Raw genomic sequence first — 14,686 nt, forward strand, 5'->3', positions numbered from 1 at the left:
GTTTTGTTGAAAAGCCGCACCTATATATATCCTATATAGTGCGGCTTTTCTGTTGATGGTGTGTATTTCTGGAGGAACAAATGTCTCGCAAAAGAGTGGTTGTAACTGGGTTAGGTCTGCTAACTCCGGTCGGTAACACTGTAAGGGATGCGTGGGACAATATTCTTGCTGGTAAGAGCGGAGCCCAGCTGATCGAGCATTTCGATACGTCAGCATTTGCTACGCGTTTTTCGGCACCTGTGAAGGCTTTTGACCTCGAGCCTTACATGAATCCTAAAGAAGGTCGTAAGATGGATCTGTTCATCCAATACGGCATGGTTGCTGCTATGCAGGCGATTGAGGATGCAGGTCTTGAAGTGACTGAAGAGAATGCAACTAGGATTGGCTGCGCAATAGGATCAGGCATTGGTGGATTACCCATGATTGAGCGTACCCATGATCTTCTTAATGCTTCCGGTCCTCGAAAAGTGTCACCCTTCTTTGTCCCGGGTAGCATCATCAATATGATTGCTGGAAATATAGCAATTAAATATGGTTTTCGTGGACCTAATATAGCCATTACCACGGCCTGTACATCCGGTACCCACAATATTGGTCATGCGATGCGTATGATTCAGTATGGCGATGCTGACATCATGATTGCAGGTGGTGCAGAGATGGCAACAACACCACTAGGGATTGCTGGTTTCTCTGCGGCAAGAGCCTTATCAACTCGAAACGATAATCCAGAAGCGGCTAGTCGCCCTTGGGATCGTGATCGAGACGGTTTTGTACTGGGTGAAGGTGCAGGAATCCTGGTTATCGAGTCTTACGAAAGTGCCAAAGCACGTGGTGCCAAAATTTACTGTGAATTGGCTGGTTTTGGTATGAGCGATGACGCGTTTCATATGACAGCACCTCCCGAAGATGGTTCAGGGGCCGCTTTGTCTATGCAAAATGCGATGAGAGACGCTGGTATGAATGCTGATGAGATCCATTATATCAATGCTCATGGCACGTCCACTCCAGCGGGTGATATTGCCGAATCAAATGCGGCTAAAACCGTACTGGGTAGTTCTGCTTCACAAGCACGTATGAGCTCAACTAAGTCGATGATTGGCCATCTATTGGGTGCAGCAGGAGCCGTTGAAGCGGCATTTTGTGTGCTAGCTATCAGAGATCAAGTTGCACCACCTACGATAAACCTTGATAACCCGTCTGAAGGCTGTGACCTGAATTATGTCGCTCATCATGCTCAACCTTGCCTAATTAAGGGCACAATGTCTAATTCATTTGGTTTTGGCGGTACGAACGGAACATTGGTATTTAGACAGATGTAAACCTGTCTTTCACAACACAAGGAAGTGTCATTTATGCATGATTGTAGTGAGCTACACTTTATTCCCATGGCAGACGTAATTCAGCAGCTTGTGAATGGTCAAAACAGTAGTGATCTTAATATTCAAGATCGCGGTTTAAGTTATGGTCATGGCGTTTTTGAAACTCTGAAAATTTCTGCAAACAAACCTTTATTGTGGCAATCTCATATTGATCGATTGATAGCGAGTTGTCAGCGATTAAAAATTCCAGTTGATGCACTTCAGGAACAGCTCGAGAAGGATGTATCGCTTCTTGAATCGGTAGAGCAGGGTGTGTTGAAAATTATGGTGACGGCAGGTGTCGGTGGTCGTGGCTATCAACTACCGACTCACTCATCACCGACTCGTATAGTGCAGCTTTTTCCCTTTCCATCTTACCCAGATCAACCATCAACTTTGGGCATTAAAGCGCGTTGGTGTAGCATTCAACTCAGTTGCGCTCCATTACTAGCGGGTATTAAGCATTTGAATCGCTTAGAACAGGTGCTAGCGAGAGCTGAATGGAGCGATAGCGATATACGTGAAGGAATACTCTGTGGAAGCGATGGGTATCTTGCTGAAGGGACAATGAGTAACCTATTCATAGTGAAAGATCAGGTACTTAAAACGCCGGATCTTGTAAATTATGGTGTCGCAGGGATTATGCGCAATCACTTGATAGATCTTGCGCGTTCCGCAGATATGGATGTTGATGTATGTAAATTGACCAAAAATGATTTAATTGCAGCCGATGAAGTTTTTTTCTGTAATAGCTTGATCGAAATTTGGCCACTGCGTCAATTGGAACAACACAGCTTTGAAGTGGGTCCAATGACCCGTAAACTTCAACAGTTGCTGATGGAAGAGTAGTCCTTGATGTTAAAAAAACTGTTTTTGTTGTTCCTCCTAGCTATCATTGTTGCTGTCGTAGCTGCATGGTATCTGTTTGATTATCATGAACGTGAACTTTACGCCCCCCTGCCGATAGAAGAGACAGTTGTCGTTAATGTGAATCAAGGAACTAGCTTTCAACAGTTGATGCGTCGTTTTGAGGCTGATGGCTGGCTTAAGCAGGCCGATTTTATGCGTCTTTATAGCCGTCTTCATCCTGAATTAACCTCCATTCGTGCTGGTGAGTACGCTATTAATCCAGGCAGAAGCTTGATGGATGTGATCGATCAAATGAATCGTGGTGATGTGATCGCGCATCGCTTTACCATTATCGAAGGTCATACCTTTCGTCAAATGATCACGGCTCTTCACGCGGATGAACGTATCCAACCAACCCTAAAAGATAAGTCCGAAGCTGAGTTAATGGAGATCATTACTGGTGATCCTGATTTACCCGCAGAAGGGATGTTCTTGGCAGAAACCTATCAGTTTATTCGTGGGGCGACTGATGTCGATATTTTACGTCGCGCCAATAGAGACTTACAAAGCTTCCTAGAAGCACAATGGATGTCTCGTGACGAAAGCTTACCTTATAAATCACCTTATGAAGCGGTCATTATGGCTTCAATTATTGAGCGTGAAACGGGTGTTGCTGCAGAACGAAGCAAAATCGCAGGTGTTTTCGTTCGACGCCTTAATATCGGCATGCGCTTACAAACAGACCCTACCGTTATCTACGGTATGGGAGACAGTTACGTAGGCCGTATTACTCGCGCTGATTTGCAGCGTCCAACTCCTTGGAATACTTACACCATAGATGCTTTGCCCCCCACGCCCATTTCCATGGTTGGTCGCGAAGCCATCGTAGCGGCGTTTAATCCATTAGAGGGTAATGCGCTGTATTTCGTCGCGCGTGGTGATGGAACGCATCACTTTTCAGCCACACTGCGAGAACACAATAACGCTGTAAATCGCTATCAACGCAATCGTCGCAGCGATTATCGATCTTCACCACCGCCAGCAGGAAATACACCATGACAGGTCGTTTTATTACCCTTGAAGGTGTTGAGGGTGTTGGCAAAAGCACTAATTTAGAGCACATTAAATGTCGACTAGCAGCCGCTGGTATTAAACTGGTTGTTACACGAGAGCCTGGTGGTACCGAGATGGCAGAAGAGATTAGAGCCTTGCTTTTGCAACCTCGTGACGAATCTGTATCGGAGATGGCGGAGTTGTTACTGATGTTTGCTGCGCGTGCTCAGCATCTTCACGCCTTAATTAAACCTTCGTTAGAAGCCGGTACTTGGGTCTTATGTGATCGCTTTACGGATGCTACCTTTGCTTATCAAGGTGGTGGAAGAGGAGTTTCTTTCGAATGGATATCGACCTTAGAAGCTATGGTTCAGCAAAGTTTACGACCAGATTTGACATTACTTCTTGATCTGCCCGTTGAAGTGGGATTAGAGCGAGCAAGACAGAGAAGTGCTTTTGACCGTTTTGAAGCTGAGCAGCAGCATTTTTTTGAACAGGTACGTAAGGTTTATTTACACAGAGCCGCGCAAGAACCTGAGCGCTTTGCAATTATTGATGCGACTCCTTCAATTGACCGAGTTCAAGCCCAGATTGATCAGGTGTTATTCGATAAGCTTGGAGTGCCTGCAGTATGAACAAACCAGTCGTTTTGCCTTGGGCTAGACCTTTATGGCAGCGATTGGTCATGCAGCATCAGCAATCTAAATTACCTCATGCGATCTTATTAAGTGGTCATACCGGCATAGGTAAAAGTGAGTTTGCTCATGCCTTTGCACATCTCTTACTGTGCCATCGCCCTGTTAATCAACAACCTTGTGGTCAGTGTAGAAGTTGTGAGTTGGTTAGTAGTGGAACACATCCTGATCAAGTCTATCTGCATCCAGAAGAGCAGGGTAAACCGATTAAGGTTGATCAAGTACGTGAGTTAATGAGCTTTTTACATAGTACAGCACAACAAGGTGGTTATCGTGTTGTCGTGATGGAACCTGCCGAAAGCATGAACATCAATGCTGCGAATGCTTTACTGAAGTCTTTGGAAGAGCCTGGCGATAATACTCTACTGCTATTAGTTTCTCATTTACCGGGTCAACTGATGCCGACCATTCGAAGTCGCTGCCAACAAGTGACATTCCCTTTTCCTGATCATGCGATCGCAACTGCTTGGCTTGCTGAAGAATTATCGCTTAGCCATGATAGAGCAGAGCAGTTATTGTCTATTTCGCAAGGTGCTCCTTTGAAGGCGAAAGATCTGTTTCAGCGAGACTTAATTACCTTACGTGCATCCTTCATGAAAAGCTTAGGAGATCTTCTCAAAGCACGCATTACGGCGGTTGCCGTGGCTGAAAAGCTTTATAAAGAAGATCTGTTACAATTATTAGAATGGATACATAGCTTATTAGTTGATATTGTTCGTCTACAGGCTGATGATCAAGCCTTGAGTATCAGCAATAAAGATATGCAAAAAATGCTCAGTGCTGTTTCTAACAGGGCGAACGCGATGCAGGTGTTTAATTTGTTGGATCACGTTCAATCTGAGCGTGTTAGTTTATTGCAACGCCACAATCCAAATCGACAGTTGCTTCTTGAAACGCTGTTGTTAGGCTGGGTTAAACTGGTTCGTTAATGATGAAGGAATAGTTCGATGTCCATAGTGCCTAGAATTAGCCATGGTATTTTATCGTTATCAATAGAAAATAAAGAAGATCTCTACAAGTCTTTTATGCCATTTGTGACCTATGGTGGGTTGTTTATTCCGACATCACGCTCCTATCAACTGGGTGAAGAAGTTTTCATGTTGCTGACTATTATGGAAGAGCAAGAAAAAATACCGGTGACGGGTAAAGTGATCTGGGTAACACCTAAAGCCGCTCAAGGTGGACGGGTTCCGGGTATTGGCATTCAGTTGACATCTGATGATGCACCATTGGTTAGAAAGATAGAAAATTACTTAGCGGGCGCATTGAACAGCTCTAGACGCACTTACACTATTTAAACGCAGTTATATCAGGATTTTTTTCGAAGTATGTTTATAGACTCGCATTGTCATCTCGATCGTATCAATCTAGAAAAAATTAATGCAACACTACCGAGTTTAGTGGACGCTGCTCATGCACGTGATGTTGATAAAATGTTATGTGTATCGATTGATCTTGATCAGTTTGAACAGATGGAAAGGGTAACGCGAGAATTTAACAACGTGTATATTTCAGCCGGAGTTCATCCATTGCATGTTGATGAACAGCCTTTTAATGAACCGAGACTTAGAGAAGCTGCTGCAAAGGATCGTGTTATTGCGATAGGCGAAACTGGATTAGATTACTATTATTCTCGTGATCATATCGATGCTCAACATGAGAGCTTTGCTGGTCATCTTCGTGTCGCAGGTGATTTAGGTTTGCCCGTGATAGTGCATACCCGTGATGCTAGAAAAGATACGCTTGATCTTATTGATCAGCATGGTAATTCAGAAACAGCGGGTGTATTGCATTGTTTTACCGAGTCGCTCGATATGGCGATGCAGGCACTGGATCTTAATTACATGATTTCTTTTTCAGGGATCATTACTTTTAAAAATGCTGAAGAGCTACGAGCTGTAGTCAAAGCAGTTCCTCTTGAACGTTTGTTGATCGAAACGGACTCGCCTTATTTGGCACCCGTTCCCTATCGCGGTAAACAGAACCAGCCTGCTTATGTCGTTGAAGTGGCACAGTGTGTAGCGGATCTCAAAGGGGTTTCACTAGAAACGGTTGCAAGGGTCTCTAGTGAAAACTTTTATCGTCTTTTCTCAAAAGCTTAGTTTCTTAAATCCTAGTATATCAAAAGCCTAGGTCATCATCAGACATAGGTGTAATACTTAGCAACATCTTAGTCAGATCTAATAAGATGATTAAGATGTTGTTGTGATAGCAAACACCTTGTACGAAGCGTTTAGCTGACTCGTCACCGCTCAAATTAGGCGCTCGATCAACGCGATTAGTCGGTAAGTTGATAACCTCATCCACACTGTCTACCACTAAACCAATGACTTCCTTATCGTTCAACTCGACAATAATGATTCGCGTTTCATCATCGTAAGGTACGTCAGACATATGAAAGAGTCTACGAGTGTCTATCACTGTGACGACGTTACCGCGCACATTAATGATGCCTAGTACGGAATAGTCAGCGCCAGGAACGGGTGTAATTTCAACATAACGTAAGACTTCTTTGACTTGCATTACATCAATACCGTAGAGCTCTTGATTCACTCTAAAGGTAGCCCACTGGTGGTAAACGACTTCCTCTTCTTTAGCGCGGCGTGCGTTTTCTTCCTGCTTTTTCTTGTTCGCGGAGATCTTCTCCATCATTTTAATTTGCTCTGCAGCGGCCTCTAAACTCATGATCAAGGTTCCTTTCTGCTAGCCATAACAGGCTGACGGTGACGATAATATTGATTTGGATTATAGCGGTAATAAATGCATGTGACTATGATATGTCCATGAATTGCATTGGCACTTTAAACAAGTCTAGGATGAAAAGCATATTTTGCCCATTAAAAATTATAAACAGTTATCAGGTTTAGGTAATCCAGCAATACATGCTGCTAATTTAGCTGGACTACCAGGAAATAACTTCATCAAATAGATGCTACGTCCTTTTTCAGCACCTAGCTCCCGACTCACCGCTTTGCACAAAGGACGCATGGCGGGAGAGTGTTCATAATTTAGGTAAAATTGTCGAATCACTCGAATAATTTCCCAGTGATCATCGGTCAGTTGAATTCCTTTTTCCTTAGCCAGTTCGACAGCAAGATCTTCAGACCAATCTTCCAGTTTAAACAAATACCCTTCATCATCCAGCAAGTCTTGATAGTTCATTTGCTAAGCCTAATTAAAACCAACTGACCACTCGATCGCAACGTAAGGTTAGGTTGACGAACTCCGCATCGTTAATTATCACGACAGATTCATCAGCTTTAATTCCTCTGGCTTCGATATCTATATCCAGAGCGTGGATGATGATATGCGTGGGAAGTTTTGTACGATGGATAGGAAGCGCTAAGTAAACAGCATCTTCAATCAGTAGCAACTCATCGGTCTCAGACAGCGCTTTTAGGCACTGATTTAGTTTATGTAAGTCTGAAGGTGGCGTATTAAGGGTATGCAGTGATTTGCTCATAAAATGCTCTTGATAGACAGTCGTTAAAGCGTAAAGACAACATCATGTTCATTAATCAGTTGCTTAATTGCATCTGTATTAAGTTCAGTTGCATTAATCTGAAGCTGATCTATCTCGATGCCATGATAAGTTAAAGCGCTATCTTCAGCATAGACTGCCTCGATATCATACATGGCTAGCGATGAATGCAATGCGTTGAGGTTTTTTTGACGTAAAGGAGCGCTGTGTTGATTCGAAAGCAGCTGAAGCACGCCATCTCCTAAAAATAAAAGACTGATGTTTTGTTCAAACACCGAGCAGGTTAAGGCAATGTCCAGCAAGTCTCGTGCGGCTGAAGTGCCATAAGGAGGCGAGTTGAAAATCAACAAAAAGCGCTTAGGTGTCGGTTGTTTTTCAGGGCTCATCCTCGACCTCCAAAGGTGATTACGCGATCAGAGATAATAGCAGCCTCAATTAATTGGCCGAGTCCCGATAACTCAAACCCTTCTGCAAGATTATGGTGTGTTTTGTCATAACGGCGTGCTTCATTGCTATCGAGTACGCCTCGTCTTATGGCAGCGGCGATACAAACCACTAAATCGAGCTTATGCTCGTCAGCTAAAGACCTCCAGTCAGACGGTAGGCAGGGTTCATCTGCAGCACTACTGGATAGAGCGTTGCCATTAAAGACACCGTCACGATAAAAAAATACTCGATGCAAAGTGTGTCCGGCTTCCAAAAGCGCACGTGCAAAGCGAAGTGCGGTTTCTGGTGCTTGATGTTGCACGGGTGATGCATGAATAACGAGGGTGAAAATCATCTGATAAACCCTTAGAAAAGAAAAACCCCGCCATCTTAACAAAGAAGGCGGGGTTTTCTAAAGCTAAAGCGATTAGTCGTTGCTTAATACGCCTACTAAGTGAAGTAGGTGAACAAACAAGTTGTAAATACTTAAGTACAAACCAACAGTAGCCATAATATAGTTTTGGTAATGACCATTCACAATATTGCTAGTGTCGTACAAAATGAAGCCTGCCATCAGCAGAACTACTAAAGCTGAGAAAGCTAAGTGTAATGCTGGAATATGAACGCCGAAGAAAGGCAGAACCAGCAAAACAACCATAGCGATCAGCATCACAATCGCGCCTGTCGCTAAGAAGCCACCCATAAAGCTGAAGTCACGCTTGCTGCTCATCACGTAAGCTGACAAGCCCACGAAAGTAAGAGCCGTCATGCCGAGTGCGGTCATGACTATTTGACCACCGCCAGACATAGCTAAGTAGTGGTTAAGGATAGGACCTAAACCAAATCCTAGTAAACCTGTAAAGGCAAATACCAGCGGTAGAGCTGCAGCAGAGTTCTGTTTTTTATGGAGTACAAAAAGCAGACCAAAGCTGACCAGTACACTACCGATATACATAAAAAATGGAGGGTTGATGATCATGGAGATCACTGCCGTAACGGCACTGAATCCCAAAGTCATGGCAAGCAACATGTAAGTGTTGCGAATCAATTTATTGGTCTGGATTACTGACGCTTCTGAGCGATAACCCAATTCTTGTACTTTATCCATAGTAGTCCTCATTGAAGTAAAATCTGGAACAGGGCTAATAATCAGGGTAAATTACCCTAAGTTCAAGTTTTTGACCTAAATCAATAGCAATAATTCCCAATTAACCTCTGAAAATTGAAATCAGTTGACGCTCGTGACTCATTCTTACGACTTAAATACTCAAAACGCATCACAAACACCTGAAATTTTGTATCAAGATGATTATCTGGTGGTGCTTCATAAGCCTGCAGGTATGTTAGTTCACCCCAGCTGGATATCTCCGGCTAACTCCCCCAATTTAATTAAGTGGCTTAAGCAGCAGTTTCCAACAGACACATTTCATACGATCCATCGGCTTGATCGGGCCACCTCAGGGGTGATTGTATTTGTTCGTAATGACAAACAAGCTGCCCAGATCATGCATCAACAATTTTTAGATCGAAGAGTTTCTAAAACCTATCTATGTGTTGTTCGGGGATGGTCTGCTGCGGAAGGAACCATAGATTATCCGCTAAGTCAGAAAAAAGATCATTATGCAGATCCGTTTGCCAGTGAGGATAAGCCAGCTCAAGAAGCGGTGACGCATTACCGTACCCTAGCGCATGTAGAACTCCCCATACCTGTAGGGCGTTATCCAGTCGCGAGATATTCCTTGGTAGAGGTGAAGCCTGAAACCGGTCGAAAACACCAAATTCGTCGCCATATGAAGCATATTTTGCATCCACTCGTTGGCGATACTAAGCACGGAGAGGGCCGACATAATCGTCTTTTTAGAGAGCATTTTGATTTGCGTCGATTGTTGTTGATGGCAACTGAATTGCGCTTTGATCATCCTGTTGAGTTAAAGCAGGTTAGAGTCCAAGCTGAACCAGATGAGACAGTAAAAAAGCTCTTTGCTCAATTAGGGTGGCATGATCTTAATAAGCTGAGTGAAAACCCAAATTTACGGACCTGAATTGATTGCGAAATCTAGCGTGCGTGGTAGCATGATCATACAACTATTAAATAATCAAAACGCATACGACATGAATGATCAAACAGAAATCGCAAAAACGCTAACGCATAGATTGACCGCAGATAAACCCTTAAGAGTTGCATTAATTGGCGCAATGGATCAAGAAATTGAGTTGATTAAGAGTGCAATGAGCGATGTACAGTTGTTCAATCAGGCCGGCTATGAGTTTTTCCAAGGCCAGCTTCAAGGCGCTGATGTGGTTTTACTAAAATCCGGCATAGGAAAAGTCAATGCCGCCATTGGAACCACTATTTTATTACATGAGTTCACTCCTGACTGTGTCATCAACACGGGTTCAGCCGGTGGGTTTGATCCGTCATTGTCGGTAGGTGATGTAGTCATTTCAGACCGTGTCTTACATCACGATGCCGACTTAACTATCTTTGGCTACCAGCCTGGACAACTGCCAGGTATGCCGCCAGCTTTTACTCCCGATGCTGATTTATCCGCCATTGCTGAAAAATGTATCAGTGAATTCGATGGGGTGAATACGGTTCACGGTTTGATTGCAACAGGTGATAGCTTTATGAATGCACCTGAGCGTGTCGCTGCTACACGAGAAACTTTCCCTGATATCAAGGCAGTAGAGATGGAAGCTGCAGCGATAGCTCAAGTATGTCATCGTTTTGATATCCCGTTTATCGTCATCAGAGCGCTCTCGGATATAGCGGGTAAAGAGTCCAACGTCTCCTTTAAAGAGTTTCTAGAAACAGCTGCCACTAACTCTGCCAATATGGTCTGTGCCATCGTTCGTGAAATAGTGGTTCATCAAAAGAGTATCCAGCAGGAAGCATAATCATGGCTAAAACAGCGTTTATAGGTTTGGGAACCATGGGATTTCCGATGGCAGGTCATTTGGCTGCACAGGGGCATGAGGTCTGTGTCTACAACCGCTCTACTGCTAAAGCCGAAACCTGGGTGTCACAACACGCGGGTAAATTTGCGTTAACACCTGCTGAAGCTGCTAAAGACGCTGACTTCGTGTTTATTTGTGTTGGTAATGATGACGACCTACGCTCTGTCACGACTGCAGAAACAGGTGTCTTGAACAGTATGAAATCAGGTAGCGTACTTATAGATCACACTACCGCTTCGGCTGAGGTTGCACGTGAGCTTTATCACGCAGCAGTCGAAAAAGGCATCGGATTTCTAGATGCTCCCGTATCAGGTGGACAGGCGGGCGCTGAGCAAGGTGTCTTGAGCGTTATGATAGGTGGTGATGATGCTGTCTATGCTAAAGCAGAGCCGATCATTGCAAGCTTTGCGCGTTCACAAAAGCTGATGGGAGGTTCAGGTTCAGGACAGTTGGCTAAGATGGTCAATCAAATCTGTATCGCTGGCTTGGTTCAAGGATTAGCGGAGGCCGTTCATTTCATTAAAAAATCAGGTTTGGATGGTGAAAAAGTATTTGACGTTATTCAACACGGTGCAGCTGGCTCTTGGCAGATGGCTAATCGTCACAAGACTATGTTGAATGATGAATTTGATTTCGGTTTTGCTGTGGACTGGATGCGCAAAGATCTGAGTATTGCTTTAAATGAGGCGCGCAAGAATGGGGCTCAACTACCCGTAACGGCTCTAGTAGACCAGTTTTATGCCGAAGTTCAGCAAAAAGGCGGCGGTAGATGGGACACTTCAAGTCTAGTCAAAAGGTTTAACTCCTAAAAGATTTAGACTTAAAAGGATGTGAGGTCCGCTCGTAATCCTCTATAATTTACATAAATAAGGGCGCTAAGACCCTAAGTTTTTAATTTAACTTAATATTTATAAAAGGTACGTTCTATGTCTATTGATAAGTATAGTATGATCTCTCTTGCGCCAAGTATCGCTGTGATTGCTGGCGTAGTTGCAATTACTGTATTCGGAATCATTTTCCTGAAGAAGCAGATCGCAAAGGATGCGGCTAAAACAGGTAAGTAAGGGTACATCAAGTTTCAAAATCATTTTTTCAAGGTAACGATATGTTTCGCTCAGCTAATCTCAGCCAACCCGAAAAGGTACAGCGTGAAAGCCAGCGTCATCCATTGCTGTCTGATAATGACATAAACACTATTCTTGTGAATGGTGCGCAAATGTCATTAAGTAAGTTGAAGCGAGCACGTTCGTTTAATGCACGTATCTACTATTATGCAGAGATAGGTGTATACCTTGAAGTGTCACTGTCACGGGGAGCCGGTATCACTGATGCAACCCGTGAACAGCTCGAGCAGATTCACAAAGACGCGACCCATATTCACATGAATGCGAATAAGCAGTTAGCTTTGAAATCTTAACTGCATGTCGGAGTTGCAAAACCCTTCTGAATCCTCAGCGTTTGATCATAAAGCCTTTCTGGCTAACTTAAGCTCTCGCCCTGGTGTGTATCAAATGTATGATACCCAAGGCAAGATACTTTACGTTGGCAAAGCTCGTAACTTAAAAAACCGAGTGTCGAGTTATTTCAGGGGAACAGGTCAAGGCACTAAAACTAGAGCCTTAGTGTCTCACATTCACCGTATTGAAGTGACAGTTACAAACAGTGAAACTGAAGCACTGTTGTTAGAGCAAAATCTTATTAAGGCACAAAAACCGCCTTATAATATCTTGCTTAGAGATGATAAGTCCTATCCCTACATCTTTATTTCATCGAATGAATCCTTTCCTGCAGTGAGATTTCACAGAGGCGCTAAACGAGCTAAAGGTCAGTATTTTGGACCTTTCCCAAGCGGTGGAGCGGTTAAAGAAAGCTTAAATTTACTGCAGAAACTATTTCGCATTCGTCAGTGTGAAGATAGTTTTTTTAGAAACCGTTCTCGTCCCTGTTTGCAGTATCAAATCAAGCGCTGTACTGCCCCCTGTGTCGGTCTGATCAACGAATCCGAATACGCTAATGACTTACGCCATGCCAGTATGTTTTTGGAGGGTAAGAATAACGCCGTTATCAGTGAGATAGGGCAGCGAATGGAGCAAGCGGCTGCTGCATTAGATTTTGAGTTAGCAGCTGAGTTACGTGATCAAGTATCTGCCTTGCGCCAAGTCCAAGAGCAGCAGTATGTATCTGGAAGTGGCGGTGAAGCAGATGTATTTGGTTGTGCTATGGACAAGGGGTTGGTGTCCATCCACGCTCTATTCGTCCGAGGTGGTCGAGTCATAGGTAGTCGCGTCTATCATCCTAAGCTATCTTTGGAAGGTTCTGAAAGTGACGTGCTTTCAGCCTTTATTGCTCAATTTTATTTAAGCAGTGTCAGAGAAGTACCGAGCACAATCATTCTTCCAAATGCCTTGGAGGATGGTGCCATTATTGAACAGGCGTTGTCTGAAAAAACTCAACGACGAATTCAGCTGCTACATAACGTTAGAGGTGATCGAGCTGGATGGCAGCGTCTTGCACAAACCAATGCTCAGAACCAACTCCTGAGTCAGTTAGCGAGTAAGCAAAATATGGCTCAACGCTTCTTATCGTTACAAGAAGTGTTAGATATGGATAGCCCTATTACAAGAATGGAATGTTTCGATATCAGTCACAGTTCAGGCGAAGCGACAGTTGCGTCATGCGTGGTATTTGACGCCAATGGTCCTCTGAAAACAGACTATCGTCGTTTTAATATTGACGGCATCACGGCGGGTGACGATTATGCAGCGATGCAGCAAGCACTTGAGCGCCGCTATACCAAGCTAAAAAAAGGTGAGGGTAAATTGCCTGATCTTTTGGTGATTGATGGCGGTAAAGGACAGGTCTCGCAGGCGATGAAAGTGCTTGAGTCACTTCAGATTACCGAAGTTCAAGTGATCGGTATAGCCAAAGGAACAACGCGTAAAGCGGGCTTTGAATATCTGGTAAATGGGTTAACGGGTCATGAAAGTGTTATGCCTTCTGATTCAGGTGCGTTACATCTGTTGCAATATATCCGAGATGAAGCTCACCGCTATGCGATAGCAGGTCATCGTGCAGCCCGAGGAAAAGCAAGAAAGCGTTCAACCTTAGAAGATATAGCCGGTATTGGCCCTAAAAGGCGTCGCGAACTACTAAAATATTTCGGCAGTATCAAAGAGATAGAAAACGCAAGTGTTGAAGAAATTGCAAAAGTCTCTACCATAAGTGATAAGCTGGCACTGGAAATTTGGTCGTGCCTGCATCCCGACAGCTAAATAGGACTGCGAAATGCTGTTATCTATGAAAATACCTAATTTATTGACATTGCTTCGGATTTTTTTAATCCCAGTGTTTGTTGCTATCTATTACATGCCAGGTGCTTGGTCGCCCTGGGTTGCTGCTGCAATCTTTGGATTGGCTGCTCTGACGGATTGGCTTGATGGATACTTAGCTAGACGTTTAGATCAACAATCACCTTTTGGTGCCTTCTTGGATCCTGTTGCCGATAAGCTCATGGTCGCTGCTGCCTTAGTGATACTCGTTGAGACCTATGCGACCCCGATGATTACCATTCCCGCGGTTATTATTATCGGACGTGAGATCGTGATTTCTGCGCTTCGTGAATGGATGGCTGAAATAGGGGAAAGAACTCGCGTTTCAGTTTCCATGATCGGCAAAGTGAAAACCACTCTGCAAATGGTCTCTATTTTAGTGCTGATCGCTGTAGCACCTTTCTCTATGCTATCTTGGGTGGGGATTTTAACGCTGTATGGCGCGGCGTTGCTAACTTTGTGGTCGATGTATATCTATTTAAGAGCCGCTTGGCCCTTGTTAATCGATGATATATAAGCATTTATGCTGTACAAAAA

Annotated in this window: 20 protein-coding genes; 14 read left to right on the top strand and 6 right to left on the bottom strand. The window is 43.9% G+C overall.

What is annotated here, in order from left to right:
• Positions 1 to 80 precede the first annotated feature (80 nt).
• From fabF to F7R24_RS04230, 7 genes are read left to right on the top strand one after another with little or no spacing between them, the layout of a single operon-like run.
• Positions 81 to 1,319 carry a beta-ketoacyl-ACP synthase II gene (gene fabF / locus F7R24_RS04200; protein ID WP_151669995.1) on the top strand — a complete coding sequence of 413 codons (1,239 nt, stop codon included), beginning with the start codon at positions 81 to 83 and terminating at the stop codon, positions 1,317 to 1,319.
• 33 nt (positions 1,320 to 1,352) lie between these two features.
• Positions 1,353 to 2,207 carry an aminodeoxychorismate lyase gene (pabC, locus tag F7R24_RS04205; RefSeq protein WP_151669996.1) on the top strand — a complete coding sequence of 285 codons (855 nt, stop codon included), beginning with the start codon at positions 1,353 to 1,355 and terminating at the stop codon, positions 2,205 to 2,207.
• 6 nt (positions 2,208 to 2,213) lie between these two features.
• Positions 2,214 to 3,266, top strand: a complete 1,053-nt coding sequence (gene mltG, locus F7R24_RS04210; protein WP_151669997.1) for an endolytic transglycosylase MltG — start codon at positions 2,214 to 2,216, stop codon at positions 3,264 to 3,266.
• Entirely contained in the window at positions 3,263 to 3,895 is a 633-nt protein-coding gene (tmk, locus tag F7R24_RS04215; protein ID WP_151669998.1) for a dTMP kinase, read from the top strand. Before mltG ends, tmk begins: the two co-directional genes overlap by 4 nt.
• Complete coding sequence (locus F7R24_RS04220) at positions 3,892 to 4,884, top strand: DNA polymerase III subunit delta' (protein ID WP_151669999.1); 993 nt, start codon at positions 3,892 to 3,894, stop codon at positions 4,882 to 4,884. The genes tmk and F7R24_RS04220 overlap by 4 nt, the downstream gene beginning before the upstream one ends.
• A gap of 18 nt (positions 4,885 to 4,902) precedes the next feature.
• A complete protein-coding gene (locus F7R24_RS04225) occupies positions 4,903 to 5,253 on the top strand; it encodes a PilZ domain-containing protein (RefSeq protein WP_151670000.1) in 351 nt (116 codons plus the stop codon).
• A gap of 30 nt (positions 5,254 to 5,283) precedes the next feature.
• The gene (locus F7R24_RS04230) at positions 5,284 to 6,057 is read left to right on the top strand and encodes a TatD family hydrolase (RefSeq protein WP_151670001.1); all 774 of its coding nucleotides are present in this window, start codon (positions 5,284 to 5,286) and stop codon (positions 6,055 to 6,057) included.
• Positions 6,058 to 6,076: 19 nt separating this feature from the next.
• Here the strand turns inward: F7R24_RS04230 and F7R24_RS04235 are convergent, their stop codons facing one another.
• The 6 genes from F7R24_RS04235 to F7R24_RS04260 form a co-directional block, all read right to left on the bottom strand.
• Entirely contained in the window at positions 6,077 to 6,640 is a 564-nt protein-coding gene (locus F7R24_RS04235; protein ID WP_151670002.1) for a chemotaxis protein CheW, read from the bottom strand.
• Between the two features lie 159 nt (positions 6,641 to 6,799).
• Positions 6,800 to 7,117 (bottom strand): TusE/DsrC/DsvC family sulfur relay protein, encoded by a 318-nt coding sequence (locus F7R24_RS04240; protein ID WP_151670003.1) that lies wholly within the window; start codon positions 7,115 to 7,117, stop codon positions 6,800 to 6,802.
• 13 nt (positions 7,118 to 7,130) lie between these two features.
• Complete coding sequence (tusB, locus tag F7R24_RS04245) at positions 7,131 to 7,418, bottom strand: sulfurtransferase complex subunit TusB (RefSeq protein ID WP_151670004.1); 288 nt, start codon at positions 7,416 to 7,418, stop codon at positions 7,131 to 7,133.
• Positions 7,419 to 7,441: 23 nt separating this feature from the next.
• A complete protein-coding gene (gene tusC, locus F7R24_RS04250; protein ID WP_151670005.1) occupies positions 7,442 to 7,822 on the bottom strand; it encodes a sulfurtransferase complex subunit TusC in 381 nt (126 codons plus the stop codon).
• The gene (tusD, locus tag F7R24_RS04255; RefSeq protein ID WP_151670006.1) at positions 7,819 to 8,217 is read right to left on the bottom strand and encodes a sulfurtransferase complex subunit TusD; all 399 of its coding nucleotides are present in this window, start codon (positions 8,215 to 8,217) and stop codon (positions 7,819 to 7,821) included. Before tusD ends, tusC begins: the two co-directional genes overlap by 4 nt.
• 72 nt (positions 8,218 to 8,289) lie before the next feature.
• Positions 8,290 to 8,970 carry a Bax inhibitor-1/YccA family protein gene (locus F7R24_RS04260; protein ID WP_151670007.1) on the bottom strand — a complete coding sequence of 227 codons (681 nt, stop codon included), beginning with the start codon at positions 8,968 to 8,970 and terminating at the stop codon, positions 8,290 to 8,292.
• 133 nt (positions 8,971 to 9,103) lie between these two features.
• Here F7R24_RS04260 and F7R24_RS04265 point away from each other — a divergent pair, with 133 nt between their 5' ends.
• From F7R24_RS04265 to pgsA, 7 genes are all read left to right on the top strand, one after another.
• Positions 9,104 to 9,904 (top strand): pseudouridine synthase, encoded by an 801-nt coding sequence (locus tag F7R24_RS04265; protein ID WP_240775978.1) that lies wholly within the window; start codon positions 9,104 to 9,106, stop codon positions 9,902 to 9,904.
• A gap of 70 nt (positions 9,905 to 9,974) precedes the next feature.
• Entirely contained in the window at positions 9,975 to 10,760 is a 786-nt protein-coding gene (mtnN, locus tag F7R24_RS04270) for a 5'-methylthioadenosine/S-adenosylhomocysteine nucleosidase (protein WP_151670008.1), read from the top strand.
• Positions 10,761 to 10,762: 2 nt separating this feature from the next.
• A complete protein-coding gene (locus F7R24_RS04275; RefSeq protein ID WP_151670009.1) occupies positions 10,763 to 11,629 on the top strand; it encodes an NAD(P)-dependent oxidoreductase in 867 nt (288 codons plus the stop codon).
• Between the two features lie 117 nt (positions 11,630 to 11,746).
• Positions 11,747 to 11,884: a hypothetical protein gene (locus tag F7R24_RS14615; protein ID WP_168926770.1), complete on the top strand. Its 138-nt coding sequence runs from the start codon at positions 11,747 to 11,749 to the stop codon at positions 11,882 to 11,884.
• A gap of 41 nt (positions 11,885 to 11,925) precedes the next feature.
• A complete protein-coding gene (locus tag F7R24_RS04280; protein WP_151670010.1) occupies positions 11,926 to 12,237 on the top strand; it encodes an excinuclease ABC subunit C in 312 nt (103 codons plus the stop codon).
• 4 nt (positions 12,238 to 12,241) lie between these two features.
• Positions 12,242 to 14,092: an excinuclease ABC subunit UvrC gene (gene uvrC, locus F7R24_RS04285; protein ID WP_151670011.1), complete on the top strand. Its 1,851-nt coding sequence runs from the start codon at positions 12,242 to 12,244 to the stop codon at positions 14,090 to 14,092.
• Positions 14,093 to 14,117: 25 nt separating this feature from the next.
• A complete protein-coding gene (pgsA, locus tag F7R24_RS04290) occupies positions 14,118 to 14,666 on the top strand; it encodes a CDP-diacylglycerol--glycerol-3-phosphate 3-phosphatidyltransferase (protein ID WP_151670062.1) in 549 nt (182 codons plus the stop codon).
• The last annotated feature ends 20 nt before the right edge of the window (positions 14,667 to 14,686 follow it).

Source organism: Nitrincola schmidtii, from assembly GCF_008973715.1.
GTDB classification, from domain to species: Bacteria; Pseudomonadota; Gammaproteobacteria; order Pseudomonadales; family Balneatricaceae; genus Nitrincola; species Nitrincola schmidtii.